21 protein-coding genes are annotated in these 26,843 nt (G+C 55.1%); 1 reads left to right on the top strand and 20 read right to left on the bottom strand.

Annotated elements, in window-relative coordinates:
* Positions 1-4 precede the first annotated feature (4 nt).
* The 3 genes from BQ7382_RS07625 to srtB all read right to left on the bottom strand — a co-directional run bounded on the left by BQ7382_RS07625 (position 5) and on the right by srtB (position 2,088).
* The gene (locus BQ7382_RS07625; protein WP_077391519.1) at positions 5-427 is read right to left on the bottom strand and encodes a hypothetical protein; all 423 of its coding nucleotides are present in this window, start codon (positions 425-427) and stop codon (positions 5-7) included.
* Positions 428-473: 46 nt separating this feature from the next.
* A complete protein-coding gene (locus tag BQ7382_RS07630) occupies positions 474-1,067 on the bottom strand; it encodes a phosphoribosyltransferase family protein (protein WP_077391520.1) in 594 nt (197 codons plus the stop codon).
* A 223-nt stretch (positions 1,068-1,290) separates the two neighbouring features.
* Positions 1,291-2,088 carry a class B sortase gene (gene srtB / locus BQ7382_RS07635; protein WP_077391521.1) on the bottom strand — a complete coding sequence of 266 codons (798 nt, stop codon included), beginning with the start codon at positions 2,086-2,088 and terminating at the stop codon, positions 1,291-1,293.
* A 139-nt stretch (positions 2,089-2,227) separates the two neighbouring features.
* Here srtB and BQ7382_RS07640 point away from each other — a divergent pair, with 139 nt between their 5' ends.
* Entirely contained in the window at positions 2,228-3,742 is a 1,515-nt protein-coding gene (locus BQ7382_RS07640; RefSeq protein ID WP_077391522.1) for a phosphohexomutase domain-containing protein, read from the top strand.
* Positions 3,743-3,933: 191 nt separating this feature from the next.
* Here the strand turns inward: BQ7382_RS07640 and BQ7382_RS07645 are convergent, their stop codons facing one another.
* From BQ7382_RS07645 to BQ7382_RS07725, 17 genes are all read right to left on the bottom strand, one after another.
* Positions 3,934-4,656, bottom strand: coding sequence for a Crp/Fnr family transcriptional regulator (locus BQ7382_RS07645; RefSeq protein ID WP_077391523.1), 723 nt, complete (start codon positions 4,654-4,656; stop codon positions 3,934-3,936).
* A gap of 193 nt (positions 4,657-4,849) precedes the next feature.
* Positions 4,850-9,811 (bottom strand): Spy0128 family protein, encoded by a 4,962-nt coding sequence (locus BQ7382_RS07650; RefSeq protein WP_077391524.1) that lies wholly within the window; start codon positions 9,809-9,811, stop codon positions 4,850-4,852.
* Complete coding sequence (locus tag BQ7382_RS07655; protein ID WP_077391525.1) at positions 9,801-11,525, bottom strand: hypothetical protein; 1,725 nt, start codon at positions 11,523-11,525, stop codon at positions 9,801-9,803. Before BQ7382_RS07655 ends, BQ7382_RS07650 begins: the two co-directional genes overlap by 11 nt.
* Positions 11,526-11,837: 312 nt before the next feature.
* On the bottom strand, positions 11,838-12,527 hold the full coding sequence (locus BQ7382_RS07660; protein ID WP_077391526.1) for a V-type ATP synthase subunit D: 690 nt from the start codon (positions 12,525-12,527) through the stop codon (positions 11,838-11,840).
* A gap of 27 nt (positions 12,528-12,554) precedes the next feature.
* Positions 12,555-13,946: a V-type ATP synthase subunit B gene (locus BQ7382_RS07665; protein WP_077391527.1), complete on the bottom strand. Its 1,392-nt coding sequence runs from the start codon at positions 13,944-13,946 to the stop codon at positions 12,555-12,557.
* Entirely contained in the window at positions 13,943-15,718 is a 1,776-nt protein-coding gene (locus BQ7382_RS07670) for a V-type ATP synthase subunit A (protein WP_077391528.1), read from the bottom strand. The genes BQ7382_RS07665 and BQ7382_RS07670 overlap by 4 nt, the downstream gene beginning before the upstream one ends.
* Before the next feature lie 15 nt (positions 15,719-15,733).
* The gene (locus BQ7382_RS07675; protein ID WP_077391529.1) at positions 15,734-16,054 is read right to left on the bottom strand and encodes a V-type ATP synthase subunit F; all 321 of its coding nucleotides are present in this window, start codon (positions 16,052-16,054) and stop codon (positions 15,734-15,736) included.
* Positions 16,047-17,042: a V-type ATP synthase subunit C gene (locus tag BQ7382_RS07680; RefSeq protein WP_077391530.1), complete on the bottom strand. Its 996-nt coding sequence runs from the start codon at positions 17,040-17,042 to the stop codon at positions 16,047-16,049. The genes BQ7382_RS07675 and BQ7382_RS07680 overlap by 8 nt, the downstream gene beginning before the upstream one ends.
* A gap of 35 nt (positions 17,043-17,077) precedes the next feature.
* On the bottom strand, positions 17,078-17,653 hold the full coding sequence (locus BQ7382_RS07685; protein ID WP_077391531.1) for a V-type ATP synthase subunit E: 576 nt from the start codon (positions 17,651-17,653) through the stop codon (positions 17,078-17,080).
* A gap of 46 nt (positions 17,654-17,699) precedes the next feature.
* On the bottom strand, positions 17,700-18,173 hold the full coding sequence (locus BQ7382_RS07690; protein ID WP_077391532.1) for a V-type ATP synthase subunit K: 474 nt from the start codon (positions 18,171-18,173) through the stop codon (positions 17,700-17,702).
* Between the two features lie 2 nt (positions 18,174-18,175).
* Entirely contained in the window at positions 18,176-20,158 is a 1,983-nt protein-coding gene (locus BQ7382_RS07695) for a V-type ATP synthase subunit I (RefSeq protein WP_077391533.1), read from the bottom strand.
* On the bottom strand, positions 20,145-20,471 hold the full coding sequence (locus tag BQ7382_RS07700) for a hypothetical protein (RefSeq protein ID WP_077391534.1): 327 nt from the start codon (positions 20,469-20,471) through the stop codon (positions 20,145-20,147). Before BQ7382_RS07700 ends, BQ7382_RS07695 begins: the two co-directional genes overlap by 14 nt.
* 171 nt (positions 20,472-20,642) lie before the next feature.
* Positions 20,643-20,840 carry a hypothetical protein gene (locus BQ7382_RS07705; protein WP_077391535.1) on the bottom strand — a complete coding sequence of 66 codons (198 nt, stop codon included), beginning with the start codon at positions 20,838-20,840 and terminating at the stop codon, positions 20,643-20,645.
* A 200-nt stretch (positions 20,841-21,040) separates the two neighbouring features.
* Entirely contained in the window at positions 21,041-21,994 is a 954-nt protein-coding gene (locus BQ7382_RS07710) for a DUF975 family protein (RefSeq protein ID WP_077391536.1), read from the bottom strand.
* A gap of 81 nt (positions 21,995-22,075) precedes the next feature.
* Positions 22,076-22,555: a 23S rRNA (pseudouridine(1915)-N(3))-methyltransferase RlmH gene (gene rlmH / locus BQ7382_RS07715; RefSeq protein WP_077391537.1), complete on the bottom strand. Its 480-nt coding sequence runs from the start codon at positions 22,553-22,555 to the stop codon at positions 22,076-22,078.
* 98 nt (positions 22,556-22,653) lie between these two features.
* Complete coding sequence (locus BQ7382_RS07720) at positions 22,654-23,460, bottom strand: MBL fold metallo-hydrolase (protein WP_077391538.1); 807 nt, start codon at positions 23,458-23,460, stop codon at positions 22,654-22,656.
* A gap of 3 nt (positions 23,461-23,463) precedes the next feature.
* Complete coding sequence (locus BQ7382_RS07725) at positions 23,464-26,841, bottom strand: PD-(D/E)XK nuclease family protein (protein WP_077391539.1); 3,378 nt, start codon at positions 26,839-26,841, stop codon at positions 23,464-23,466.
* Positions 26,842-26,843: the final 2 nt, after the last annotated feature.

The following is a 26,843-nucleotide window of genomic DNA, read 5'->3' on the forward strand; positions in this document are numbered from 1 at the left end:
ATCTCTATCCCAGTGTGCTGCCGTACCTGGCGTATATCTCCTCGAGCTGTGCCTGCTCTTCTGCGGTGAGCTTCTGCTGTGCAAGCTGAGCCAGCGCCTCTGTGTCACCGCTGCTGGCGTATCCGAGAGCCTCCTTTACCGTGGCCGGATCGTCGTGGTTCTTGATGATGTTCTCCACCGTGGCCTTGTCCCGGCTGCTCATCTGAGAGAGGACGCTGTCAACCTGCTCCTGGGTGTAACCCTGGCTGGCCAGGGCCTGGCTCACGGCCTCCTCCGAGACCTTCGAGATCAGTTTGTCATACACGAAGAGACGGAAGATCAAACCCAGTGCCACCAAAACGATGATGATGATGGCAAGGACCTTCCGCCACTTTCTGCCAGTTTTCCTGTTTTCCTTCTTAATGTGCTTTGGGGCTGTTTCAGCCATCTCTACCTCCGGTTTCCCGGCCGGCGGTGTCCCCTCTTATCCGGGTCTACTTGATCTCCGGATGGTTGTCGATGTTGTCAGCCTCGGCCGGTTCCTTGATGGAGCCGTCAGGGTTGAATACAGGGAGCTTCTCCAGGTAGATTATGCCGTCCATCTCGGTGGCATCTCCTTCCGCCAGGACCGCTTCCCTTGCTGTTATCACTCCTCCGGTGGCTTCTACCAGCTGCTCCAGAGCCCTCAGGGACTCTCCGGTGCTGATGACATCATCTACGATGAGGATCCGCTTGCCGTTCATGATATCCCTCTCCTGACGTCCCAGGCACAGGGTCTGCATGTGATCCGTCGTAATGGAATCGACGTTAACGGTCATGATGTCCTGCATGTACAGCTTCGGGCCTTTTCTCGCAACGATATAAGGCTTTCCCGACTGCCTGGACATCTCGTATGCCAGAGGAATCCCCTTGCTCTCTGCCGTGATGATGACGTCGAACTCAGGTGACTTTTTCAGAAGGGCCTCTGCCGACGCCACGGTGATCTCCGTGTCTCCGAACATGATGAAGGCTCCGATATACAGATCGTCTGTTACCTTGCACAGGGGAAGATGTCTCTCGAGCCCTGCTATCTTCATGATGTGATCCATGATTCTTCCTCTCAGTCTGTTCTCTTCAGTCTGTTTTCAGTCTGTTCTTCTCTCAAAGTTCATCGAAGGGGCGCGCCCTGCGGTTTTCGCCCGGCCGCCCGCTGTCTGTAACGGGGTTATTATACCACAGACCTGCGTGTTTTCAATGTCTGCGGGTCTCGTCAAACTACTTTCGGGCAGGCTTCACAAAGCGCCCGTCTTCTCTTCTGCCCGGTCTCAGCGCCTACTTCTGTGCGTCGATCTGCTTCTGGAGCTTCTCGCCTTTCGCGATCTCCTTTTTCGTCCAAGGGACCGCCTTGCAGACCGCCACGTATCTGGCCTGATCGTACTCGTAGGCGCAGGTGGAAAGGGTGATCAGCTTGTCGCTTATGGTCGCCGTGTACTTAGGCGTTATCTCGGACTTGGAGACGGTCATGTCCAGGAAATCCTGCTTCGCCTGGTCGTCTGCGAACGAGGTCTTGTAGGTGTCGCTCACCGCCGGAGTGGTGTAAAAGGAGATGACCTGCAGGTGGTACTTGCCCGTCGGTGTCACGTACTCAAGCTGGCTGTGCTGGTCGTAGTAGTCCTGTTCCTTGTAGCTCTGTAGGGACCCGAACATGCTGCCGTCTTTCATATGGTGTCCGTAGATGATGGTGTTGAAATCGCCCAGGTCGTCCTGGTTGTTGCAGTCTATGAAAAGGGTCCCCGCTCCCGCTGCCTCTCCATAGATGTTGTGGTGGAGGTAGTAGTCGTTGTCCGCTCCCTTGGCCACCGGGTAATTGATGATGGTGTCCTTGGAATACAGCCATCCCGCCACGTTCGGGTCTATGTCATGCAGGGCATCGAAATCTATGACTCCCGTGAACTGGTCCGGATCCACCTTTGCTGTCTTTTCTACTTTCTTATAATCCTGGCGGTCCGAGTAGTAGCCCCACAGTCCCGTGGCCACCTTGTATCCGCTCACCGCGATTATACCCACGAGTGCCACGATGATGACCTTGTAGGCCGCATCCCTGGCGCCGCCCTTCTTTCTTTTTTTCATATTTAACGCCTTTCGCCTTCATTCAATGCGCTCGATTATAACACGCCCGCCGAAGCTATGGCAATGCGGCCCGCCTTGGGTTATCATATTCGGAGCAGGGCATGGCCCGGAAGGCATGACCCGGAACAGGAGAAGTACTATGAAAAAGAATCGTTTTATGGAGCTGCAGAACGGCAGCGATATACGCGGAGTGGCGCTCCCGGGAGTCGAGGGGGAAGAAGTAGACCTGACTCCGCTGGACGCCATGAAGATCGGGGCGTCCTTCGCCAACTGGCTGACATACAAGCTTAACAAGAATCCGCTGAATCTGAAGATCTGCGTGGGCAGGGATCCGAGGCTCTCCGGGGAGGACCTGGTGGACGGACTGCTGAAGGGAATCGCATATTACGGTGCTCAGTCTGCCGATGCGGGACTGGCGTCCACCCCGGCGATGTTCATGTCCACGGTCATGGAATACTACGAGTTCGACGCCGCAGTCATGGTGACGGCGAGCCACCTGCCTTTCAACAGGAACGGTTTCAAGTTCTTCACGGCGGAAGGCGGGCTGAACAAGGAGGACGTGACTTCCATCCTCAAGATGGCCTCCAAGATAAACATGTCTCCGGATTTTCCATATGAGACCGAAAAAGTCCAGCTCATGGACATGTATTCCGCAACTCTCAGACAGATGATCGCAGGAGGACTCCGCAGTGATCTCTCGGGGATGCACATCGTCATCGACGCGGGCAACGGCTCCGGCGGCTTCTTCGCCACGGACGTCCTGGCCCCTCTCGGTGCCGACATCTCGGGGAGCCAGTTCCTGGAGCCGGACGGGCATTTTCCGAATCACATCCCGAACCCGGAGAACCCTGAGGCCATGGAAAGCATCTGCAAGGCCGTAAAGGATTCCGGCGCCAATCTGGGTATCATATTCGACACTGACGTGGACCGGATCTCCGCCGTGGACGGACATGGTGAGCCGATAAGCCGGAACCACATAATCGCTCTGGCCGCCGCCCTTGCTGCCGACGATCATCCGGGCGGGACCGTGGTCACCGACAGCATCACATCCGATGAGCTGCGTGTCTTCCTTGAGAATGACCTCGGCCTCAGGCACCTCCGCTACAAGCGCGGCTACCGCAACGTGATCAACAAGGCCCAGGAGCTTCGCCAGGCAGGTGAGGACGCCTTCCTCGCCATAGAGACCTCCGGCCACTGCGCCTTCTCCGACAATTACTTCATGGATGACGGCGCCTTCCTGGCGGTGAACATCATAGTCGCCGCAGCGAAGATCAAGAAGGAGTCCGATGGTCGCGAGGACATCCGGTCCCTCATCTCAAGTCTGAAGACTCCTGCGGAAGCACGGGAGTTCAGGCTGGACATCGTGGATCCGGATTTCCAGGAAAAGGCCGACGAGATCCTCGCCGCAGTCGAGTCTCTGGTTCGTGAAAACGACTGCCTGACTCTGGTGGAGCCGAATTTCGAGGGCATCCGTGTGAATTACTCACTGGACGGAACCAACGGCTGGTTCCTTGCCAGGAAGTCTCTCCACGATCCGGTGCTGCCGGTGAACATCGAGTCGGAGCAGGAAGGTGGCGTGGAAAAGGCCGCCGCTCTGCTCGCGGACTGCCTCGGGGAGATCGAGGGAGTGGATCTGGCGCCGCTGGGGAGATAACTGCATTTCGGTTTCGGAATAAATTGCATATGCTTTAGAAAAAACAGGGCAGCTGTATCCTTCGTTTTTCTCAATTCGTTGAGATCGCGAAAGTACAGATGCCATGTTTTTTTATTTTGTATTCAGTTATTTCGTATTTTTCACGCCGCTCTGGAGCATCAACTTTCCTCCGCCCGGGGCGGCCGCTGCGTTCACAGGATCACGAAGTGGTTTTTCCTGAACTCTATCATCCCCTCGTCTCTCATGTGACCGAGCTCCGAGGACATGGCGCTGCGGTCAACGCACAGGAAGTCCGCCAGTCCCTGGCGGTCCAGGGAGATGTCGAAGCTGTTCGATCCGGCGCGCTCCGCCTCCATACGCAGATAGGCCATGAGCTTTTCCCGGGTGGTCCGGCGGGAGATGAGCTGGAGTTTCCTGTTCTGGATCAGGTTCTTGCGCACCAGCACCTTCATCAGATTGTCGAGGATCCTTCCGCGGATGCTGTCGTCGCTGCGGTACCGGGCGAGGATCTGGCTGTCCTTTCCCTCGGGCAGGTCAGGCGTCTCGAAGGACATGAGGCTCTTGTATGATATAAAGGCTAGCTGTGAGTCCTTCTCACACATGGCATTCACTGGAATACTGTCGTACTCGGCCGCCACGAAGGTCTCCGCGAAGATCTCCCCGGGCTCGACCACGGCTATAACGCTCCTCCGTCCGTCGAGGTCATCCTTTGTTATTGAAACGCTGCCGTCGATCAGGATCGCGATCTCGGTGACCTTGTCTCCCTCGGAATAAATGAATTCCCCCTTCTTGAACTCCTGGAACCTCAACCTCGCGATCTCGTCCAGGCGGGCGATCTCATCTTCCGCGAGCCGGTCCATGATCCTGCACCTGGTCAGACCCTTGTACAATTCCTCTCTCGTCATTTTCCTCATCTCCCCACCTCTGGCTGTCTACCTAAGCAATTTCGTTGTAAATCCAACATTTCTTAATTAGAGTATAGTAGCCATAGTTGGTGGAGTCAAAGAAATTGTTTTTCCATTTTCCTGTATTTTAATGCGGTTCGAGCGCAAAAAGAGACGCAGCCACGATGGTGCGTCTCTTTTCCTTACCTTATGGAAGGCCTGGCTACTGCCTGTGGCCTAACTTGTTTTTCCTGCGGTGCTCTGTGAGCATTATGGTAAGAAGGCCTACTCCTGCCGTTACCAGCAGCGCGGCCCAGATCATCAGGACGCTGTTGTCGCCGGTCTTCACGATGACCTTCTGGACCTTCACGGAATCCGGCTGCTCTACGACCTTGCGGGTCTCCTTTCTGGTGACCTTGGTGATCGAGATATCCATCATCTTCAAGGTGTGGGTGTTTGCCAGCTTCTCTGTGGTGTCCTTGTCCTCCACGAAACCTCCGTCCGTGCCGGTCTTGTAGACGGTGATGCCGCTGTCGTACTGGCCGATGGCGAAGACGATGTCGTCTGCCAGCTGGTACCCTTCAGGTGCGGATGCCTCGTGGAGCACATAGTACGTGCCCACGTTCAGAGATTCGCCCTTGTCGAGCCAGCGTGCAAACGGTTCAGCCTCTTTTCCGCTCGTCCAGCTTGCAACGACCTTGCCGGTCTCCGCCTCGCGGATCTCCATCTTAGCTCCCGGCAGATATTTTCCGGAGGAGTCGATCTTGGCTATCTCCAGCTTAGTGACCGCGTCGTTCACGTTCGTATCCGATGCGGAGATCACGTAGTTTCCGCTGAAGGTGCTGTTCCCGGCCAGGTCTACAACTCCGAATGTGGAGAAGGAAGCCGAGTTCACGCTCATCTGAGTCAGCTTGCCGCCACTCACGGATATGGTCCCCGTCACCGGAGCCACAGCCGTGGCCGAATCGTTGAGAAGGTGCACGATCTTCAGGTCTTTTGAAGCGGCGCCGTTGGTGTCAACGCCCGCCTTCGGCTGGATCGTCACGTTCACCGACGTTGCCGGCTCAACTTCGTTTCCGGCCGAGTCTCTGAATGTGATGTCATAGAACGCCACATCCTTGTAGTCGCCGATCGATGCCTTGAGGTTAGCCTTAACGGCATCTCCAGGCTCCACCTTCTTCACGGTCATGGAAGGCTTTATCACCTTGCCGCTTGCGTCAACGAATGCATCCTTGGATGTGATCCCGACGGCCTCAACGGTTCCGTCCGAAGACTTCGCCTCATATCTTGTCTCGCCCTTTTCGGCCTTGATGCTGTCGAGAGAGACCTTTTCCTTGTCCTGAACGTAGTCGAAGCTGCTGTCCGGCTTCGTCACGTCCGCGGAACCGATGGCGTTGCCGCTCTCGTCCACCATTACAGGAACTCCGTCCTGATACTTGATCTGGAACTTGACGCCCGGATAAGGATCCACCTCGTGCCCCGCCGGTGCGGAGATCTCCTTGAAGTAGTATGTCACGCCCTCCTGCACCTTATCGAAGTACATGTAGCCGTTCTTGTCCGACGTGGATGTCTGGACGAGGATGTCGTTTCCGCCGTCAACCACCTGATACAGCCCGTAGATCGCACCCTGCAGAGGGTCGTGAGGCTCTTCTCTGGAGGTCTTCTGGATACGCAGCACCATAGGCTTGTACGTGTTCACGAAGCTCTTCTTCTCGCTGGTGATCCTGCCCTGGCTGTCGTATGTTATGCTTCCATCGTCGTATGCGATCTTGCTGTCCCTGGAGCCGTCGTCCGGGATGACCTCGGTGACGGTGTACCCGGCGCTGTCGTACTTCACGTTCTGGAAGCGGATGTTGCCGTTCTCGTCACATACTCCGTACTGGAGGATGCTGGAATCGCTGTTGCCAGTGAGCTTGAACACGAACTCTCCGTCCTGGAGCACTGCGCCCTTGAGGATCTTCTTAGCGGAGATGTCCACGCTCTTTTCCAGGGAGTTGGTGATGGTGGCCGTCCTCATGCCGCCGTCCCCTGTTCCGTAAACGATCTGGCCTGTGTAGCCCAGATCCTCGAGGCTCGTGTCTCCGATTGCCTTCTCCGTAACGGTGTACCCGCTTGTGTCAGCGTCGAGACCGGTGAAAACATATTCCCAGCCGTTGTCACTGGAGAGCACCGCGCTCTGGACCACCTTGTCTCCCTTGTGGAGCTGGACTGCGATCCTGTCAGGCCTCAGCCCGCTCCGGTCGTTGCTGTCGTTCCATATCTTTTTCACCTGGAGCTGTCCGGCTGCGGTGTTGGTGAATGCCGCGCCGTCCCCGCCGTTGTCGTAGGTGACGGCCGCGTTCAGGGCGTTGGTGTCCTGATCCTTTGTGACATCCACTGTCACCTTCTCACTGTGCCCGTCGTAGGCCACGTCGTTCAGGGTCTGGCCTCCGTGCTCCTCGGTGATGTAGTAGGTGTAAGTACCTTCCTTGTCGTATGTGAGCTTGGAAAAGTAGAATTCTCCACTGCCGTCGTTTGCGGCCGTGTCGATGATCTCGCCCTTCGGAGAGTCTTTTCTCAGCTGGAACCTGTAATCTCCGGCCTTCAGCTTTCCTCCGCTCAGGCTCTTGCTGCCGCTGATGACAGCCGCAGCCCTGGAGAACCTGTTGGTGAAGCTGGCCTTGCCGTTCTTGTCCAGGCCTGATACATTCGCTACAAGGCTCTCGGTACCGTCTTCCTTTACAGTGACTGTCACGTTGTAGACCTTTGAGTCGTATGCGACTCCTGCCTCGCTCCCGGCCTCCTCCGAGATGGTATAGTGATACTCGCCAGGCTTGTCGAAGTTAAGCTTGCTGAAGCTGATGCCGCCCTTCCCGTCGTTGGAGACGGTCTCCACTACGTTGCCGCTTTCGTCCTTGAGGTCGAACTTGAATTCTCCGGACTTCAGGTCTCTGCCCTCCAGCTTCTTCTCACCGGTAAAGGCCACGGAAGCGGATGACTTGCCCTTCTCTTCCTTCGAGTTGTTGACGATGACCCTGGCTGTCCTCTGAGTGGTCAGGGAGTCCTTGTGGATCTCAGTTCCGTTGCTGCGGTCCACCTTGTTGGCGATGACCTCGCCCCTCAGGCCGCCTTCGTTGATATAGGTGGCTGCAGGAGCCAGGATCGTACCGGCTGCCACGTTCTGGATCTTTACCGTGCCGGTGTAAGGCACGTAGCTGTCCCCGTCCTTCTGGACGATGTTGTAGATGATGTGCCTGCCAAGTTCCTCGTAGTTGCCATCCGCACCGCTGCCATCAATATTCAACTGCTGCAAATAGTAAGTGTCATAACCGGTGGCATCTATGTTGATGAGAAGGAATCCATTCTCGTTCAGAGTGTTCTTGATGCCAGTGCCGTTCTGGACCCAGTTGAACTCGGCACCGTCGTTCAGGTCGTTCTCGAGCTGTCCGGTGGTGGATCTCAGGTTGATCACGCTGAGGGAGCCCTCTCCCTCCTTCGCGCCGTTCCTGGCGTTTGCCAGCTGGGCTGAAACCCCCTTCAGGTACTCAAGATTGCCACTGACCTTTGCAGTGATACCATCACCTTTCTGGATGTACTTCATCTCGCCGTCGCGGTTCCGGTAGTTCTCCACGACCACCTTGTGTCCATCCGAAGTAAAGGTCAGATCTCTGTTGTTGTTCTTGTCTCCGTTGTTGCTTCCGGTCCAGGCAGGATCGCTGAAGTTTTCGATATAGGTCATGTAACCTCTGCCCTCGTTATCGAAATAGTTCATGATCAGCTTGCCCTGGGTGTCCTGGATCAGGGTCCCGATATAGTTGGAATAGTTCGATTTATTCTCTATCGAACGGATGTGATTGTACTCGTAGGAGACTCTGAAATCTCCTGCCTTGTCCCCATCCTTGACAGGCGATCCGTCGCTCAGCTCGTAGACTGCCACGTCCTTCTTCTTCACTTTTTGCAGAGTATTCTTCGCGTTGTCCGACGTCAGGGTCACGGAAGCCTTCGTCTTTCCCGCAGGCACCGTTATCTCAAAGGTGTCCAGAGGCTCTGTGGTACTGCCTTCCTCGTATGTGGCAAACTTGAAGGTCCTGTCTTTTGCCAACGCCTTGTTCAGAGTCTTGGTGACGCTGATCTTCGTGACCGCGTTGTTCTCCAGGGTCCTGCTGTCCTGGTTCAGGTCGGCGCTCGGGCTCGTGGCCCTCAGCACGCCCACCTTGATGTTGCCCTCCAGGTGCTCGTGGTTGATCATCTCGTTGGCGTAGACGGCGTAGTTGGTGGTGTCGTCCTCCTTGTTGATCATCCTCAGGACCTGATTGTAGGTATAGTCAGTGGTGCCGTCCCAGTAGTTCTTCTGCTGGCCGTTCTTGAAGGCGAATACGGAAAAACTGTCGGTGGAGAAATCGGCCTTCTCGCCGCTCCCCAGCTTCACTGTGGCATCGCTGACGTTTTCCACGGTAACGTCCTTTGCGCTTATGTCTGCGCCCTTCGTGACGCCGTTGTTCTGGGAAAGAACGTCGCTACTCAGCGCCAGGTGGCGGATCTCGATGTCCTTTTTTGAATCAGCTTCAAGGTCTCCGGAGAGCTGGTCGTCCAGGAATTCCACGGAGAGCTTTACGGAACCCTTCGCAGGCTCGTACTCCACCGTGCTTCCGTCACTTGCTTTTCCAAGAAAAGCAAAATCGTACAGCAGTGTGTTCGACGGTGTCCATGTGTCGTCGCCGGCGGATCTGCTCTTGTTCAACGCCTTCATGTAGGCCTTGTAATCGTAGTCGCCGGAGCCTGATACTACAGGAGTCACCGTGAGTTCTGCGTCGTCAGGCACTGCCGCCGGATCGCTTAGGGTGGCAGTCACTCTAAGGCTGCCGTCCTCGGACGTCCACTGGTACTCTGTCTTCTCGGCTGTGCTCAGATCTGCCTCCTGGGTCGCCTGAGATGTCTGCGCATTCTGCCCGTTCTGGGCGCTCTGTGCGCTTCCTGCGCTCTGTGCAGCTCCTCCGGATGCTGTCTGCTTCTGAGCTTCTGAGGCGGATGCAGATGAGCTGTTATCTTCCGATGCAGCGGATGAGGATGCCGCCTCCCCTGAAGTCTGATATGTCTGCGAGTCGTTCGACGCCTTCAGATTTGAAGCAGTGGTGAAAACTCCGCTGGTTATCACCATGGCCGCGCAGCAGAGGAGCGCCAGTATCTTCTTCATGTTATTTTTCATCTGCGCTTCCCCCTCTCCTTCTTCTCATGGCCAGAACGATCAGGGCAGCCGCCACAGCTGCGATGGCCACGCACCATACCAGAGGCTGGTTTATGCGGTCCATGAGGCTGGTGTCTTTCTTGTTCAGGTCGATGTTGCCCTCTGGCGTCTTGATGTTGTCCTTCTGAACGCCGTCAACGGAGGTGCCTGCCGAGCTGCTGCTGTTCACGGCTGCTCCGTTCGAGGTCTGCGTCCTCAACACCCTTGTGCTGCCCGTGGCGGTGTTCCTGGCCACGTATCTTATGATGTCCGGAAGCACCTGATATCTGGTGTTGCCGTTCTTAACGGTGATCACCTCGGTGATGATCTCCTCGACGGTCACGTGTCTGAATTCAGTGTTCGCCTCGTCCCTGTAGTACACGGAATACGAGGTCCTCGGGGAAAAGTAGCTGTGCTCCAGTGAGGCCTGCTGCCCGTCCACTCTGAGATAGTGCTTCCCGTCCTTGTCCATGGAGTCTGGAAAAGCGATCTCCGTGTCACTGCCGGCTTTTGCGGCGACGGTGTCAGTGCCTATGACGTTCCCCGTGGCGATGTCCACGTACTGGATCGTCACCTGCCTGTCCGGCAGGTCCGTAGAATTGCTGTATCCTTCCGGATCGTAGTAAACGTAGGTCTTCTGCTGGCCGTCACCCCACTTGTGGGTGATCTTGCCGGAAAACTTCTTGTTTACGGTATATCCGTCTATCTTGTTCTCAGTTGAAGGATCGAAGGTCTCTGTGCCTCCCTCCGAGATGTTCTTTCTCACCACGCCGATGCACTTGTTGGTGGCCGAGTCGTATTGCAGGATGTACCAGGTGTAGGAGCCTGATCCGGAGCCTGCTTTTTTATAGGAAAAAGTGTATTCTCTCGTTGCGTCTCCCACCTTGTGGGTGATGGTGTTGCTGCGGGATGTGAGAGTGTAGTATGAATCTTTGCCGTTCACGGTGACCTTGAAAACATCCGGCGCATAGTAGGTCACCGGCTGTCCGTTCACTGTGAAGGTATTGGTCTGGAGCACGTTACCGGACTCGTCTTCGTATTTCACCTTTACCTGATAGCTGTCCTTGCTGCCATTGTTTCCGGACTTCGTGTAAACAAGGGTCTCAGATGTGGAAACAGAGCCGTTGCCCTTCTTGTATTTCACCGGATATGCGATATTTCCGTCACCTGCGCCGGAGCCGCTCACCGGACATTTGTAAGTTGCCGACCCGGACTTTATCTCCTCAGGTACGTCAACAGTGCCCCCGTCCTCTGTGGAGATGCGGGCGCTTACTTTTTTGAGCACGTTCTTGTTCTCATCCGTGCAATATACCGTGTACGTCACCTTCTCGCTGTGCTGAACGTACTTGAAGGTCACGTCTCCATTTGCCACAGCGTCCTTCGGAGCCGATACATCCACAAGGTCGTAGTCCTGCTTTTCCGAGGCGTCATAATAAGTGGACCTCACGGAAACACCGTCCGCCAGCTCGTCCTGGGACAGCTTGTACCCGTAGTGAGCCCCGTCCTTGATCTCAAAAGTCACATCTTTGACCTTTGTTTTTCCGTCCGCCCTGTACAGCTGAAAAGTTATGGTATGGTTTCCGGAAGCCGCATAGGAAAACATCCCCGGCGCCATCATGCCGATACTCATCAGCAGCGCCAGCACCATGACGAATATCCTTCGCACCGTACTGACTTTTCTCTCTTCTGCTCTCATACGATCCTCTTTCCTGGTCTTTCATTGCCGCAAGAATTCTGAGTTTTGATTTTTTTTGCCATTATCTGAAACTACATTATACGCCGGTTCAGACAATTATTCACACGCTTTTCATTATCAGGACAATGTTTTTTCTTATAGCCAAAATCACAGCATCTTCAACGCTAATGCGGCGTTCTATGGTTTTGTACTTCCCGACGGGCGCACACTAAAACAGGGTGCCACGTGAAAACACGTGACACCCTGCCTTTGCCATTATTGCATTTTTGCCTCCCCCATGCGGTCCCAATGCGGTTCCACAGAGGTTACGGCCTATCCTGCGAAGTCCTTGAGGACCTCCTCGTCTTTTGCCCTTCTGGCCTCGATCTCTTCCTTCAGCATCATGTCCTTGACCTTCATGAGCCTTGTCTGGTTTCCACGCTCGTCCTCGTCGAGCTTCATCTTGATGTACTTGATGGTCTCCTGGTAGTCAGGGATCTTCACGTACTCGAGGGCGTTTACACGACGGCGGGTCTTCTCGATCTCGTCCGCCAGGAGCATGGCCTCTTTTTCCATGGCCGCAAGCTTGAGCAGCTTAGGAAAAAGCTCGGTCAGCTTCTCTATGGATTTGTCCAGCTCTCCCGAGGTGGTGGCAAATCCGTAAGGATATACATCAGACTGGTCGGTGGAGTTCATCTCGAAGTCGAACTCCGGGACCTCGACGCTCATGACGTTCTTGGTGGACGCTATGAGGTTCACGCTCTGCTTAGGATACATCAGCGCTTCCTCCAGCATCTCCGGCGTCATCACCGCACGAGCCACCGAAAAGCTTCCGTAGACATCCTTCAGCTGGGGATCCACTTCTTCCCTCAGCTTCTGGATCTCTCTGGCCAGGTCAAGAAAGATCTTCATCATCTCGTCTCTCTTGTCCTTCAGGAGCTTGTGCCCCTTGATGGCGACTCTCAGCTGATCTTTGAGGGTGGACAGGACCATACGGGTAGGATTTACATTCATTCTAGCCATAGGATCATCCCTTTCTCTGTGCGGTTATTACTTCTCTTCCTTCTTGCCTTCCGGATCGTAAAACTCGTCCAGATATGCATCTCTTACACGCTTCAGCTCGGAACGAGGCATCTCTCTCAGGAGCTCCCAGCCGATCTCCAGAGTCTCCTCTATGGATCTGTCGGTGTTGAAGCCCTGGGATACGTACCTCTCCTCGAACTCGTCGGCGAACCTTGCATACAGCTTGTCCGTGTCGGACAGTGCGGCCTCGCCCAGGATGGCCATCAGTTCCTTGGCCTCCTTACCTCTTGCATAGATAGCGAAGAGCTGGTTCAGCACGTCTGCGTGATCCTTACGGGTCTTGCCTTCTCCGATACCCTTATCCTTCAGACGGGAAAGAGAAGGAAGTACGTCGATAGGCGGCGTGATGCCCTTACGGTTCAGGTCGCTGGAAAGAATGATCTGGCCCTCGGTGATGTATCCCGTCAGGTCAGGGATCGGGTGAGTTATGTCTCCCTCAGGCATGGTGAGGATCGGGATCATGGTGATGGATCCTTCTACGCCCTTCTTCTTTCCTGCTCTCTCGTACATGGTAGCCAGGTCGGTGTACAGGTATCCAGGATATCCACGACGGCCAGGTACCTCTTTACGTGCGGCGGATACCTCACGGAGGGACTCGGCGTAGTTGGTGATATCAGTGATGATGACCAGTACGTGCATATGCTTCTCAAAAGCCAGATACTCGGCTGCGGTCAGTGCCATACGCGGCGTGGCGATACGCTCTACCGCAGGGTCGTTGGCCAGGTTCATGAACATTACTGTCCTGTCGATGGATCCTGTCCTTCTGAAGTCGGATACGAAGAATTCCGCTTCCTCGTATGTGATACCTACGGCTGCGAAAACAACGGCGAAGTTGGAATCGGAACCCAGTACCTTGGCCTGTCTTGCGATCTGTGCGGCCAGCTCGGCGTGAGGCAGTCCGGCCTCGGAGAAGATAGGCAGCTTCTGACCTCTTACCAGAGTGTTCAGTCCGTCGATGGCGGATACTCCTGTCTGAATGAACTCAGACGGGTACTCTCTTGCGGCAGGGTTCATAGGCAGGCCGTTGATGTCCATCATCTTGTCCGGGATGATGTCAGGGCCGTCGTCGATAGGGTTGCCCATTCCGTCGAATACACGGCCGAGCATGTCCATGGACACGCCCAGCTCGATGCCGTGACCCAGGAACCTCACCTTGGACTGCTCCAGGTTCAGGCCTGCAGAGTCCTCAAAGAGCTGTACCAGCGCATCTGTGCCGTTCAGCTCCAGGACACGGCAGTGTCTGATCTCGCCGCTCGCCAGCTCGATCTCGCCCAGCTCATCGTAGCCTACGTTCTCTACGCCCTTCACGAGCATAAGAGGGCCGGCTACCTCCGATATGGTTTTATATTCTCTTATCATTCTGCTTCACCTGCCTCCTTGATCAGATCGTTGATAGTGGATTCCATTCTTCCTACGATGCTGTCGTAGTTCTCGTCCACCTTATCCTCAGTCAGGTATTTGAAACGTCCGATTTCCTCTCTGATAGGAAGGGCTGCCAGCTTGCTGAACTCTACTCCGCCTTCAACTCCTCTTACTGACTCCTTGTAGTATCTGAGGATCATGTCGAGCATCTTGAACTGCTTGTTGGTGGAGGAGTAAGTGTCTATCTCGTGGAAAGCGTTCTGGTGCAGATAGTCCTCACGGATCATCTGGCATGTCTCCAGCTTCAGCCTGTCTGTCTTGGACAGTCCGTCGACACCTACCAGCTGAACGATCTCGTTGAGTTCAGCCTCCTCCTGGAGCATGTGGAGGGCCTCTGCTCTGTGAACAGGAAACTCCTTGTCAACGTGCTCTGCAAACCACTTGTCCAGTCTCGAAGAGTAAAGCGAATAGCTCTTCAGCCAGTTGATGGCAGGGAAATGTCTCGCGTGAGCCAGAGAAGCGTCCAGTCCCCAGAACACCTTTACGATTCTGAGTGTCGCCTGGGATACAGGCTCTGAAATATCTCCTCCTGGAGGGGATACGGCTCCAATGGCGGAAAGCGATCCCTCTCTCTGATCGGCGCCCAGGCAGATGACCTTTCCTGCTCTCTCGTAGAACTGGGAAAGTCTGGATGCCAGGTATGCAGGGTATCCTTCCTCACCAGGCATCTCCTCCAGACGGCCGGACATCTCACGGAGGGCCTCTGCCCATCTGGATGTGGAGTCGGCCATGAGGGCTACTGAGTAACCCATGTCTCTGAAGTACTCGGCGATAGTGATACCTGTGTATACGGAAGCCTCACGGGCGGCTACCGGCATGTCTGATGTGTTGGCGATGAGCACAGTCCTCTTCATCAGGGACTCGCCTGTCTTAGGGTCGACCAGCTCAGGGAACTCCATCAGTACCTCGGTCATCTCGTTTCCACGCTCGCCGCAGCCGATGTAGACTACGATGTCAGCCTCGGCCCACTTAGCCAGCTGGTGCTGAACTACCGTCTTTCCTGATCCGAAAGGTCCAGGTACTGCGGCACAGCCTCCCTTTGCGATAGGGAACATCGTGTCGATCACTCGCTGACCTGTGATCAGCGGTTCATCAGGCGGAAGCTTCTCCTTGTAAGGTCTCTCTTTTCTTACAGGCCACCTCTGGAGCATCTGGACCTCTACGTCCTCTCCGTTCTCCTTTGTGATGACCGCCACCGTCTCGGTCACGGTGTAAGATCCGGACTGGATGGACTTGATGGTCCCCTTCAGTCCATAAGGCACCATGATCTTGTCCACAACGGCGATGGTCTCCTGGACAGTTCCCAGGACGTCTCCGGCGGCCACCTCGTCGCCGACCTTGGCCGTCGCCTCAAAAGGCCACTTTTTCTCTCTGTTCAGGGCAGGCTCGCTCACACCTCTCGTGATGTTAGTGCCGAACTTGTCCATCAGGGAGACCAGCGGTCTCTGAATACCATCGTAAATGGTCTCGATAAGTCCTGGTCCGAGTTCAACAGAAAGCGGAACCCCCGTGGTCACCACCGGATCTCCCGGCATCAGACCTGCAGTTTCCTCGTATACCTGGATAGACGCATTGCCCTCACGCATCTCGATGATCTCTCCGGTAAGTCCCAGTTTACCTACCTTGACCACGTCGTACATGTTGGCGCTGCCCATTCCAGAGGCAACTACAAGAGGTCCGGCTACCTTTACGATTTTACCTTGTTCCATATTTCCTTGCCTCCATTATTTATCGCTGAACAGAATGTCGGCTCCTACCGCTTTTTCAACGGCTCTCTTGACATTGCTGAGACCCATGCCATAGCTGCCGTCTATTCCCGGTACAGGTACGATAGCAGGTATCCGCAGTTCCTCGTATTTCGCGATATCTTTTCCTAATTCTCTGTAGAACCTCTCTGTTATGTAGATGATTCCGTAATCTTCCTTGACGATCCTGTGCAGTGTCTCTGCGGCTTCTTCTCCAGTTTCACAGGCAAATGCTTCCATGCCGAAGACCTTGAACCCCAGAACACTATCGGCGTCGCCGATGATCCCGATCTTATTCATAAGTCTCTCTCATCCTTTCTCTGATGACCTCCGGGTCCATGCCCGCCAGCTTTCCGGTCATCAGTATCCTGATGCACTTGATCTCCATCTGCCTTGCTATGAGAAATGCCACCAGGGGCTCCAGACCGAAGGTTATCCCCTTCGCCTCCTTCACCTGCTCCATGAGAACATCATCACAGAGCTTCTCCAGGAGGGTGAAGCTTCCCTTGGTGTCGATCTCCTCTCCGCCTTCGCTTACAGCCCTGTAGATGTCGTAGGCCTCGAAGCGAGGTGCGGACTGTTTGTAGTCCTCTTCATACGCTCCGATGAAGGTCTGCAGATCCACGTTTCCTCCGGGAACGAAGACGTTCTCGTAATATGACCACGGGTGTCCGATCTTCTTTACTCTGGCAAAGGTCTTCAGATTCGTGGTATCTATGAGCAGCCTCACGTATTTCTGAACATAGTCGTTTCCGGACTCGTCCGCGATGCGGCAGATGTCCATGAAGCTGTACTTGTCACAGATAAAGTCGATGATCTGCGGGTCCTTCGTCCTGGCGTGGGTCTCCGATGCCTCGTCCAGAGCCATGCCCATGTACTCCGTGAGGTCCATCTTGTCTCTCTCGGTCACCGCCCTGACCATGTCCTCAGGCGCGATGGTGCCGTTGCTCAGCAGGATGTCGTTCCTGTTGATACCGAGTGACTCCGCCTTCAGGAGCACCTTGATGTTGTGGTAATCGGAAGGGTAGGAGAAAATGTTGAATACTGGATCCTCCTTGCTCAGCGTCTTCACGTTCCGGAAGATCTCCGCTTCGGCGTCCTTGAGGACCTGAGCGTAGTTCCCTGGTGTAAGAGGATTGCTCTCAGTACCGTAACCAGCGTCCTGCAGGACCTTGCATATATCGTCGATATTTTTGGATTCTGTCATCGCCCGCAGCTTCTCGCCGTTGAGCAGTTTGCATTCTTCTGCCCTGATGCACGCTGTGGCGTATATGAAATCAGCTCCCATCAATTCGACCTCCTTTCCGGTTCAATACTGTAGAACTATGCCTCCTCAAAAAGAAGCTTAGCGATCTCTGATGTTGCCTCGGCTTTCACGTTGTCCAGCAGTTTCTCAAGGGATGCGTTGTATGAGATGTTTCCTCTCCTGAGGATGAACCCTCCCTTGATATCCGCTGACTCGTCTGCCAGTACAAGGCCGGTGCCGGCGAATCCGCTGCTGAGGACCGAGGCCATTCTGTCTCTGTCCTTCTCGTTTACCAGGATCTCGCCGCCTCCGTCTCTGAACTCCTCCAGGAGTCCTGAGACGAACTTCTGATACTCATTGTCGTCCAGCGCCTGAAGCTTCTCTACAGCCTTCTCGAAGCTCTCCTCGATGACCTCCTGCTTGGCGGCCAGCTTCATTTTCCTGGACTCCAGGTCTGCCACGGAAGCTCTTCTGTCCTTGAGCACCTGACAGTCCCTTTCGGCATCTTTCTTCCTGTTTGCCTTGATCTCTTCAGCCTTACGGCGAGCATCGTCGAGAGTCGTCTGCTTCGCGGCCTCTGCACGGGCCTTCTGATCAGCGCCGTAGGCCTCTGCCTCACGGGTGATCCTTTCAGTTATTGACTCTATACTCATACTGCCTGTTCCTTTCTTTTGTAAAAGAAGTACCTGTTCTGTTGATTTAGCCTACAGAGATACCACTGTACATCAGGAAGGAAACGATGAATGCCAGGATGGCGTAGGTCTCTACCATTACAGCGTAGATGATGGCCTGACCGAGCTTGCCGTCCTTCTTGGATACAAGCATGATGCCGGCGGCTGCAGCCTTGCCCTGGGAAATAGCGGAAAGGATGCCGATGATGCCGATAGGGATTCCTGCTACCAGGAGAGCCAGTCCCTGCTCTGTGGAAACGCTTGCAAGGTTTCCGCCGAGAACGCCGACCTTAGTCATGATCATGATGGCGATAACCAGTCCGTAAATTCCCTGTGTGCCAGGCAGAGCCTGAAGTACCAGCGTGGATCCGAAGCTTGCCTTGTCTCCGGACATTACTCCGTCAGCAGCCTCACCTGCAAGGCCTACACCAATAGCGCTTCCGATACCAGCGCATGCTGCGATAGCAGCTCCCAGAATTGCTAAAACGATTCCTGTACTCATTTTTATTTGCCCTCCTCAACTATGTTGACAAATTTAGTATCTTTCTTAAACGGCTCGAATTCTCTGCCGCCGCCTTCATAGAATTTTCCGAAGAACTCAACGAACTGAAGTCTGCAGGAATGCACGAATGCGCCCAGTGCGTTGATGGCGAAGTTCAGAGTGTGTCCGAACAGCTCTATCAGTATGAACATCACGATGCCGGCGAAGCCCTTTCCTCCCATGGTCGCCAGGAAGTTGATGACCGTGGCGATGGAAGATGATGCCAGGCCCAGGCCGAGCAGTCTTGAATAGGACAGGATATCCGACAGGTTGCCGGTGACTCCGCTGTAGATGTTCCAGAGTCCCAGGCCCTTGCCCGCACCCTTCTCGATGAATATCGGCAGGACGATCGCCAGCACGAATCCGACGATGGACATCCACTTTCCAATTGCGGAGGCGTTCTCTCCAACTCTTCCGCCGAAGATCCAGAGGATGATACCGATCACTATCAGGTACCAGATGAACACATCGTTTATAGCCTCCAGTATCTTTCCGTCCTTGATCTCCTCATACGCCTTGATGCCCATTCCCACGAACAGGTGGATGACACCCAGGCCGCAGGAGAAGGCCAGGAAGAACATGGCTTTCTGAGCCGGATCCAGCCACAGCGGGCTGAAGTTTATCCTGTGGCTTCCGAAGGTCTCCGTCACCGCTCCGATGAGGTCCCCGAAGAAGCTTCCGAAGAGGAATCCCCAGATAACGCTGGAGATGCCGCTGTAGAACAGGACCTTCATGAGCTGGAGAACAGCTCCCTCCTTCATGCCACTCCTCTTGATGACCAGTCCTGTGGCCACCATGAGTATAAGACCGTATCCCACATCTCCGAACATGATGCCGAAGAACAGGATGTAGAAGAATGTGAAAATCGGTGTCGGATCCACTTCCCTCGCGTTTGGAAGAGAGTACATCCTGGTGATGAACTCTGCCGGCTCGAAAAAGCTCTTGTTGCTGAGCTGAGTCGGTATGTCATCATCCTCAGCCGGTTCCTCGAACTGGAACCAGCAGGTGTACTTCTCCAGAAGCTGTGAAACGGCCGTGTTCGCCGCCACAGGCACCCAACCGTCAAAGGTGAAGGTGGATTCTGTCTTTACGAGCTTGCTGCGTATGCGGGCCTCATCTCTCCTGATCCCGTTGATGTCATGGTAGAAATGAAGATCCTCCAGCCACGATGCTCTATCCTTGATATCGGCTGTCAGCTTGTCTCTCCTGGCGGCCAGGTCCGCGACCTCGGCCTCCAGCCTCTCGATGTTCTGACTTACCGTACCGGTGAGCTCACCCAGCTGTGCCAGGGTGAAGCCGCAGCCCTTCACGACATCAAAGACCTTTTCCTGGTCCTCCGTGAAGTACCAGAGACTCAGATAACACTGATCCTTGTCCCTGTTCAGCTCTGTGAGCACACAAGGCAGGCCTTCTGCCTCCAGAGCTTCCGAAGCCGCGTTTACATCTGCTGTCGGCGGGCACACTCCCAGTCTCAGCTGAATGCGATCCGTATGGGTCTCTTCGAGAGGAAGCTCGTAGCTCGTCCAGGGTCTCAGGGAGGCGATCAGATTGTTGTCCGTGTTCTCCTGAGAAAAGGCTTCGTTCAGCTGGTCGTTGAGACTTATCAGCTCGTCGACCTCCTGCCGGAACTTTTCACCCTGCGATGCGAGCTTGAGGCTGTCCTCCGCAGAGATGGTCTTCTTGACGTTGAAAAGCGGTTTCTTCACCTCGCCGTATCTTGCGAGGACGTCCAGGGCTGCCTCTGTGCGTGAGACCTCCTTGTCGTACTGCGCCGCTGTCGTCTCGTCCCCGTCCCGGACTACCAGCTTCCGCCACTCCTCGTCCTGGAGCTTGTCCGTGGAGCTGGAGATCTCGACGACGCCAAGATCCATCAGATCCTTCAGCAGAGATTTCTTCTCCTCATTCATACCGATGACAGATAGTTTGTTCATCTTAACTATTGCCATAAGTACCCACTACCTTTCCGACTATCAGATCGGCTGCTTCTTCCAGACGTTTCCCCGCAGCCTTCCTGATCTCAGCACAAGCATCCTTCTCGCTGCTGATCCGGCTTTCATAGATCTCATCCGCCTGAGATCCCGCCTGATCCATCGCCGCTTTGTAATCCTCGTCGGCCTGCCGTCTGGCTTCCTCGAGTATGTCTCTGCTTTCCTTCTTGGCAGATTCAGCGATGGCCCCGGCTTCATCTTCGGCAGACTTCCGTATTGCCGCAGCCGAGTCTTCAGCCTGTCTGATCTTTTCAATACCTGCTATCGACATAAGCTTCTTCCTTTCTGCGCACAAGTAAAAACTTAGTTATTTTGTGCACGATTTACGTGGATTATACCGCATCGTGCACTGCCTTTCAAACAAAGCTAATAAAAAACGACCCCGCAGGATCGTTAAAGCGATATCGCGCATACGTACATATTTGTTTGTATACCTTTACAATCAGTTGAGAAGATACATGCCCGCGGTAGCGAACGAGAAGATGACCATCAGTGCGATCATGAGGATAGCCATGAACCTCGCACCCTTACGTGTGCCTGTACCTTCAGATCCTCTCTTCTCATTTCTTGTGGACTTCTGAGAAAATGCGGTGTCCCCGCCCTTTTTATTCGATTTTGCTCTGGAGTTTTTTTCTGACATTTCTTTCTTTTCCTCCTCCGTTACACGCGTTTCCTGATATCCTGCGGTCATCTGTCAAATCACAGGACCGGGCCCTTGTTCAAATAGGAAAACATCAGGCCCGGTCACTGTCGTTAATAAATTATCGGTTTTTGTATTCTGGTTTTTTTATATACTTTCACAAAAGCACTTGCGTGAATTGTACTTTTTCTATCAGTGTCCTAGATGTCGAAATCACGATCATCCTGTGATTTTTCCTCTCCTGCGGCCTTTGCTTCGGAGACGTCGCCATCTGCCGACTGCTGCGGCTCCTGCTTTTCCGCCTCTCCCGAGCTTTCAGTATACTCGGAGAACACCTCCGTCTCAACATCCGTCACATTTTCTTTTGCATCGTCGCCATCCGGCATATCGAAGCCCTGATCTGCTGAAGGGGCTGTGGAAGGAGTGAACGGTGCGGCCCCGGTGGATCCGCCATATGCATCGCCATTTCCACCGCCGGCATACGCGCCGTAGTTATCCTTGCTGTCCCAGCTGCTGAAGTCCTCTCCGCCGCCGATCCTCTGGGCGAGCACCCTGTACACCTCGGCCTCTGTCTGGACCATGTAAGGAGTTACGAAGAAGATGTTGAGTATTCCGAACGTCAGGCCTCCCAGGAGGACCCAGCCGATCCAGGACAGGTCCAGGACGAACAGGTTCCATTTCTCTCCGTCGGTCATCCTCGTGGAGAGCTCCTTCGCCTCGTTCCAGGAAATGTCAGGATTCTCCGCCACCAGGTAAGGCACGAACTTGTACTGGTACGCCTTTATTATCCCCGGCACGACCAGGAGGAGCGTCCACAGGAATATGAAGAGCACCATCTGGAACATCACTATGATAACGTTGCTCAGGTTTTCCCTGTAGGCGCAGAACAGATCTCCGAGGTCCGCCTTACCCTCGTCGTTATTGAGCACGAACCTGCTGAGCCCCACCTGCACCGGCAGTGTGATGAATATCAGCACCGCGATGCTTATCAGCGCCGGTATGGCCGAAAAATATTCGGCGTTCCTGAAAACGAAGTCGAATCCGGACCCGATGGCACCCAGTACCGTGGCCAGGAAGCATGCCAGGATCGTTCCTCCTCTGTTCGTATAAAATACCGATTTACCTCTGGACTTTACCATTTCGCGAGTCCACATAACAGTTCCCCTCTTTCTATAACCGTCCCGGAACGGAGCCCGGGCACCTCGAATGTTGAATCAACTTTTTTACAGCAGAACTCACTTGTGATACGCTTCCCCGGCATCTATCTTGAAACTGCGGTAAAGCTGCTCCAGGAGGATCACTCTCATCATCTGATGAGGGAACGTCATCGGAGAAAAGGACAAGCCAAGATCTGCCCGCTTCTTCACTTCCGGAGAAAGCCCCAGGCTGCCCCCGATGATCAGGTCCACGGCCTGAGGGCTGGAGTCCAGGATCCCGCGGAGCTTCCTGGAGAGCCTTACGGAATCCATCATCTCGCCCTCCACCTCCAGAGCGATCACGTAGTCTCTCTGGCCGATGTGGCTGAGGATGGACTCCCCTTCCTTCTTCATGACCTCCGCCTCGTCGGCGGGACTGCTGTTCTTCGGAAGGGGAGCTTCCTTGAGCTCCAGAATGTTGAGCCGACAGAAGCGGCTGATCCGCCTGGAGTACTCCTCCACGGCCTCCCGCCAGTACCGTTCCTTCAATTTTCCAATGCATATCAGGTTTATGTTCATCTGTGTATTCCAATAATAAAGAATGAATGCAAAAAAGCAACCGAATATTCTTAAGTATTATCTTAATTTTTTGTAACATCGGGGCCGCAGGCCGCCTTCTAAACGCCTACAAGGCCGCTGAGCTGATCTTTCCCCGCGATCCCCATGACGTAGTCCCGGTCCTCCGCAAAGCTGTTTTCCATGAGAACTCCCTCCACCGTGAGCCTGGCCTGGAGAGGTGTGTTGTTGTGGAAGCTCAGGTGTGCCAGCATGATCTTCGGTGCGTCTCCTCCGCCGCGGATGTCCAGCATCCTGCTGAGCGTGTTCCCCGCCGCAACGTTGGAAAGGTGTCCGTGATCGCTGAGGATCCGCCTTTTCACGGAATATGGATAAGGGCCCATCTGCAGGAGTTCCACCTCGTGGTTGGCCTCGAGCACGAGCACGTCCGCCGTGCGTATCTCCTGAAAGATCTCGTCGGTGACGATGCCAGTGTCGGTGACCACCGTGAGCTGCCGGCCGCCGCTCCTGAAGCTGTAGCTCACGGGCTCCGCAGCGTCGTGGGACAAGGCGAATGTTCTGACCTGGATGGTTCCGACGTTGAAGACCTCCTGGGATGAGACGTATTTCAGACGATCCTTCGGGACGTACTGGAACTTTTCGCAGCTGTTCACCGTGCCCCTGCTGGCGAAGACCCGGGCGTCCCCGCAGATCCTTGAGATCATGCGGATGCTTTTCACGTGATCCTCGTGCTCGTGGGTCACCATGATCCCCTGTACGTCCTGCGGCCCGAGCGACCTCGCCGCCAGGCCCTCCCGTATCTTCTTGCCGCTGAGGCCCACGTCGAGGAGGAGCCGCGTTTTTCCATCTGAAATAATGTACGAGTTTCCGGCGCTGCTGCTGCCAATGGAAACTATTCCTATACTCATGTGCTAGTCTTCCTTTTTCTTTCTCTTTTTCTCCGGCCTCTTGAGCACCCGGTAGCTGTTGCCCCTGTTGACCTGCTCGAAGCGGCAGATGGTCCTGTAGTTGCAGTACCTGCAGCCGTTCACTTCTTTTTTCAGGAAAAAAGGGCTTATGCTTATGTCGCCGGTGACGATCCCCGTGGAGATCTTCTCAAGCTCCTTCCGAACGTCCAGCTCCAGCTGGCGGAAGTCCTCGCCAGAAAGACCTGCGCTCTTTTTGTCCAGTGCCTCGCGGGGCATCATGTCCGGGATCCCCCCGTCCTCGACGTAGGCCCCCTGGAGCTTGAACCGGTTCCGCTCAGCATCGCTTACGGCCTTCTGGCTGTCCTTGCCGTTTGCGCTCACGTTCTGGTCGGCGATCCTGAAGTAGAACATCCCCGCGGGTTCCATTGCGGAGCTTCCGTCCTCGCCGGTGCCCGAAGCGCTCTGGAGGTACACCATGAGCTGGAGCTTGTATCCCTGGCGCATGTTGTTCAAGTCCAGCTCCTCGTTCCCGGTCTTGTAGTCGATGACCCGCACGCTGCGGTCGTCGAGGATGTCGACCCTGTCGATCTTTCCTTCTATGTACACCTTCTGCCCGTTCAGTGTGAATATCACCGGCTCGAAGGTGCAGCCTCTGCCGAACTTCTCTTCGAAGAAGGCCTCGGTTATGTGGCCCGAGTCTATCTGCTCTGCTATGGCTTCCACCGCCTTCAGGCAGATCTCCCGGATCCGCTCCATCCTGTACTGTTCACGTCCGGCAGACAGGAAAAGTCCTCCTTTGTAGTCCCTTGCCAGCCTGTCCAGCTCACTGTCCACCATGGATCTGAGATTTTCCTCCGATCTGGCCGTAACAGTTCCGGACTCTGACGGCTCGTTTTTTTCTTCCATTATCCTTCTGGAGACCTCCATTATGCACTGGTGGTAGATGTCTCCTATGTCGTTGGCGGCGCTCCTGAACTCCTGTTCCTCCTGGGGCTTCAGGCCGTAGCTCACGAAATGGGCGAACGGGCAGGCAAAGAACCTGTCCAGCCGGGAGGCGCTGAAGGAAAAGTCTCCTCCCCTTGCGTAAAGTCTCCTTGCCAGCGACTGACTCACGGGTCCGCGGGAGTTGTCGTCTTCAAGCGTCCGCTTCACCCGCTCCATGAGTTCCGGGCGGTTCTCCTCGAACCAGGCCATCACTTGATGGACCAGCTCATCCCCGTCCTTCCCTTCCTCGGAGCCCTTCTCGGACGGCCGCTGCTTCAACCTGTTCAGCATGTGCCTTAGAGTCTCTTCCTCTCCCGCCACAAGGTCCATGGAGAACCCGCGCTGAACGATGTCCTTTTCAACTTTTATTCCCGGAAAAAGCTCTCTTATCTGTTCTATCACCGACGAGGCCTTGGACTCCCCTCCATCCGCGCCCGCCAGAGACCAGCTGATGTAAAGCTCCTCCGAAGGCTTGGAGACGGCGCGGTACAGAGCTGCCCGCTCCTCCATCTGCTTCACCTCGTCCAGTCCTCCCAGTGACAGGCCGAACTGGCTGAATACCGTCTTGTCCTCAGGCGAGAAAAGCCCTTCTCCCGCCGGCTCCATAGGAAGCATCCCCTCGTTGGCACCGAGGATCACCACCGCCTTTTTCTGGCCTGTGCGCGTCCTGATGGCCGTGCCCAGGGACAGACCGTCCGCCGCAGGAGGCAGCAGCCCCACATTGGTGTTGGCCAGTCCCTCCTTCAGCATGTTCACGAAGCTGTCGATGTCCAGAGGATCGTCTCCGATGAGCTCTCCGATCTGGTCCAGGATCCTGAAGATCCCGTTGTAGCTCCCCTCGCTCCTCTCGGCCTCCTCGTTCTCTCCGGCCTGCTGCTGCCGGCGGATGATGCCTTCCATTTTCCTGGTAAGATCCCAGGACTCTTCCAGGTAAGCCGCGAATCCGTCGATGAAGTCCCTCACCAGCGGCCCTGAAGCCACCAGCTCCTCAAGAGGCTGCAGCTTCTCCATCAGCTGAGACCGCGTGTCCTCCAGCGCCTGGAGCTCGCCCTCTTCATACTTGAACTCGCCGTATTTAAAAGGCCTCGTCCACATGGATCCCTTTATCCCGAAATCCCGGACGTAGTTCTCCAGCTCCTCCCACCTCTCGCGGCTGAAACCGGAAAGGCTGTTTTTCACCAGCGCCAGCATGGCCGCCGTCTGGTGGTCCCGGGCCACAGCCTCAAGCTGGCTCACCACGAAAACCGCCGCCTGAGAATCGCTGATCCCCCGCCGCCCGTCGATGAACAGCGGCAGGCCGTACTCCCTGAAGGTCCTCTTGATTATGGACTGTCCGCCCTCCGGGTAGTTGGAGATCACGGAGATGTCCCTCATCCTCAGACCCCTGTCCCTCAGGAGCGAGAGTATGTATGCCGCGGCGCTCTCCGCCTCGAAATACTGGTTGGCGCACTCCACGAGCCGGATGGTGTCACCGGAAAAAGAAGTGTTTTTCTCTTCAGTGCCATTCCCCGGGGAGGCCTCCTGTGACGTTTCCTGCAAGGTCTCCTGCGCGATCTCCTGGGAAAAGAGTTCTCTCTCCAGGCGCACGATCTCCGGCCTGCGAGTCACTCTGTACTCCTCGCCTATCGCACGCGTCATCATCGGGATGCCCCGCTCGCCTGCGGCCTTCTCGATCCTCTTTTCCAGGATCCTCTCAAGGCCGAAGTCGGTCTCGTTCACGATGATGTTCACGCTGTGGGCATTCACCGCGATCTCGCCGATGGTCCTTATGCTCTTCGGAGAAATCGTGTCGAAGCCGTAGAGCCACACGTCTGCGTCCTTCGTGACCGGGGACCCAGCCGCGAGATCCGTGTACAGGTCGATGTAGTCATCATTGTCTATGTACTTGCCTTTTATGGCTTTTTCGTATTCTTCCAGGATCAGGCAGATCTCCTCTAGCTTCCCGGCCAGAAGCTGATGTCCGCCGGACTCCTCCAGCATATCCAGGATCACCTCAGGCGAGCAGTTCTGCTGCTTGAAATCAGAGATGCCGCTGCTCAGCATCTCGATATAGGAGCTCTTGTCCGTCATGTTCTGGAATATCTGGAGCTGATCCCTGTACTGGTTGACCAGCTTGTACAGCAGGATGTAACGGCCGTCGGCGCTGAGCACCGGCGTGTTTTCCAGTCCCGCCTGGCTCAGGAGCTTCCGTCCGAAACGCCTCATGCTGGTTATCTCGACGTCAAAAAGGCAAGCCCCTCCCATATATTTCAGGGCTTGCTCTTCTGCATCCAATGTGTACTGGTCGGGAACTATGGCGAAGACGTTCCGCCTCTCCCGGGCCTGGGACTCCTTGATAGTACCGTACAGGAACTTTTCCTTGTCTCTGTCCTCCCGGGCAGTGTACAGATAGATCATGC

This window comes from Mobilibacterium timonense (assembly GCF_900155555.1).
Taxonomy (GTDB): Bacteria; Bacillota; Clostridia; order Peptostreptococcales; family Anaerovoracaceae; genus Allobaileyella; species Allobaileyella timonense.

Bases quoted from the DNA above. Each gene is read 5' to 3' on its own strand.
- BQ7382_RS07625 (WP_077391519.1), bottom strand. From the start codon at position 427: ATGGCTGAAACAGCCCCAAAGCACATTAAGAAGGAAAACAGGAAAACT.
- BQ7382_RS07630 (WP_077391520.1), bottom strand. From the start codon at position 1,067: ATGGATCACATCATGAAGATAGCAGGGCTCGAGAGACATCTTCCCCTG.
- srtB (WP_077391521.1), bottom strand. From the start codon at position 2,088: ATGAAAAAAAGAAAGAAGGGCGGCGCCAGGGATGCGGCCTACAAGGTC.
- BQ7382_RS07640 (WP_077391522.1), top strand. From the start codon at position 2,228: ATGAAAAAGAATCGTTTTATGGAGCTGCAGAACGGCAGCGATATACGC.
- BQ7382_RS07645 (WP_077391523.1), bottom strand. From the start codon at position 4,656: ATGAGGAAAATGACGAGAGAGGAATTGTACAAGGGTCTGACCAGGTGC.
- BQ7382_RS07650 (WP_077391524.1), bottom strand. From the start codon at position 9,811: ATGAAAAATAACATGAAGAAGATACTGGCGCTCCTCTGCTGCGCGGCC.
- BQ7382_RS07655 (WP_077391525.1), bottom strand. From the start codon at position 11,525: ATGAGAGCAGAAGAGAGAAAAGTCAGTACGGTGCGAAGGATATTCGTC.
- BQ7382_RS07660 (WP_077391526.1), bottom strand. From the start codon at position 12,527: ATGGCTAGAATGAATGTAAATCCTACCCGTATGGTCCTGTCCACCCTC.
- BQ7382_RS07665 (WP_077391527.1), bottom strand. From the start codon at position 13,946: ATGATAAGAGAATATAAAACCATATCGGAGGTAGCCGGCCCTCTTATG.
- BQ7382_RS07670 (WP_077391528.1), bottom strand. From the start codon at position 15,718: ATGGAACAAGGTAAAATCGTAAAGGTAGCCGGACCTCTTGTAGTTGCC.
- BQ7382_RS07675 (WP_077391529.1), bottom strand. From the start codon at position 16,054: ATGAATAAGATCGGGATCATCGGCGACGCCGATAGTGTTCTGGGGTTC.
- BQ7382_RS07680 (WP_077391530.1), bottom strand. From the start codon at position 17,042: ATGGGAGCTGATTTCATATACGCCACAGCGTGCATCAGGGCAGAAGAA.
- BQ7382_RS07685 (WP_077391531.1), bottom strand. From the start codon at position 17,653: ATGAGTATAGAGTCAATAACTGAAAGGATCACCCGTGAGGCAGAGGCC.
- BQ7382_RS07690 (WP_077391532.1), bottom strand. From the start codon at position 18,173: ATGAGTACAGGAATCGTTTTAGCAATTCTGGGAGCTGCTATCGCAGCA.
- BQ7382_RS07695 (WP_077391533.1), bottom strand. From the start codon at position 20,158: ATGGCAATAGTTAAGATGAACAAACTATCTGTCATCGGTATGAATGAG.
- BQ7382_RS07700 (WP_077391534.1), bottom strand. From the start codon at position 20,471: ATGTCGATAGCAGGTATTGAAAAGATCAGACAGGCTGAAGACTCGGCT.
- BQ7382_RS07705 (WP_077391535.1), bottom strand. From the start codon at position 20,840: ATGTCAGAAAAAAACTCCAGAGCAAAATCGAATAAAAAGGGCGGGGAC.
- BQ7382_RS07710 (WP_077391536.1), bottom strand. From the start codon at position 21,994: ATGTGGACTCGCGAAATGGTAAAGTCCAGAGGTAAATCGGTATTTTAT.
- rlmH (WP_077391537.1), bottom strand. From the start codon at position 22,555: ATGAACATAAACCTGATATGCATTGGAAAATTGAAGGAACGGTACTGG.
- BQ7382_RS07720 (WP_077391538.1), bottom strand. From the start codon at position 23,460: ATGAGTATAGGAATAGTTTCCATTGGCAGCAGCAGCGCCGGAAACTCG.
- BQ7382_RS07725 (WP_077391539.1), bottom strand. From the start codon at position 26,841: ATGATCTATCTGTACACTGCCCGGGAGGACAGAGACAAGGAAAAGTTC.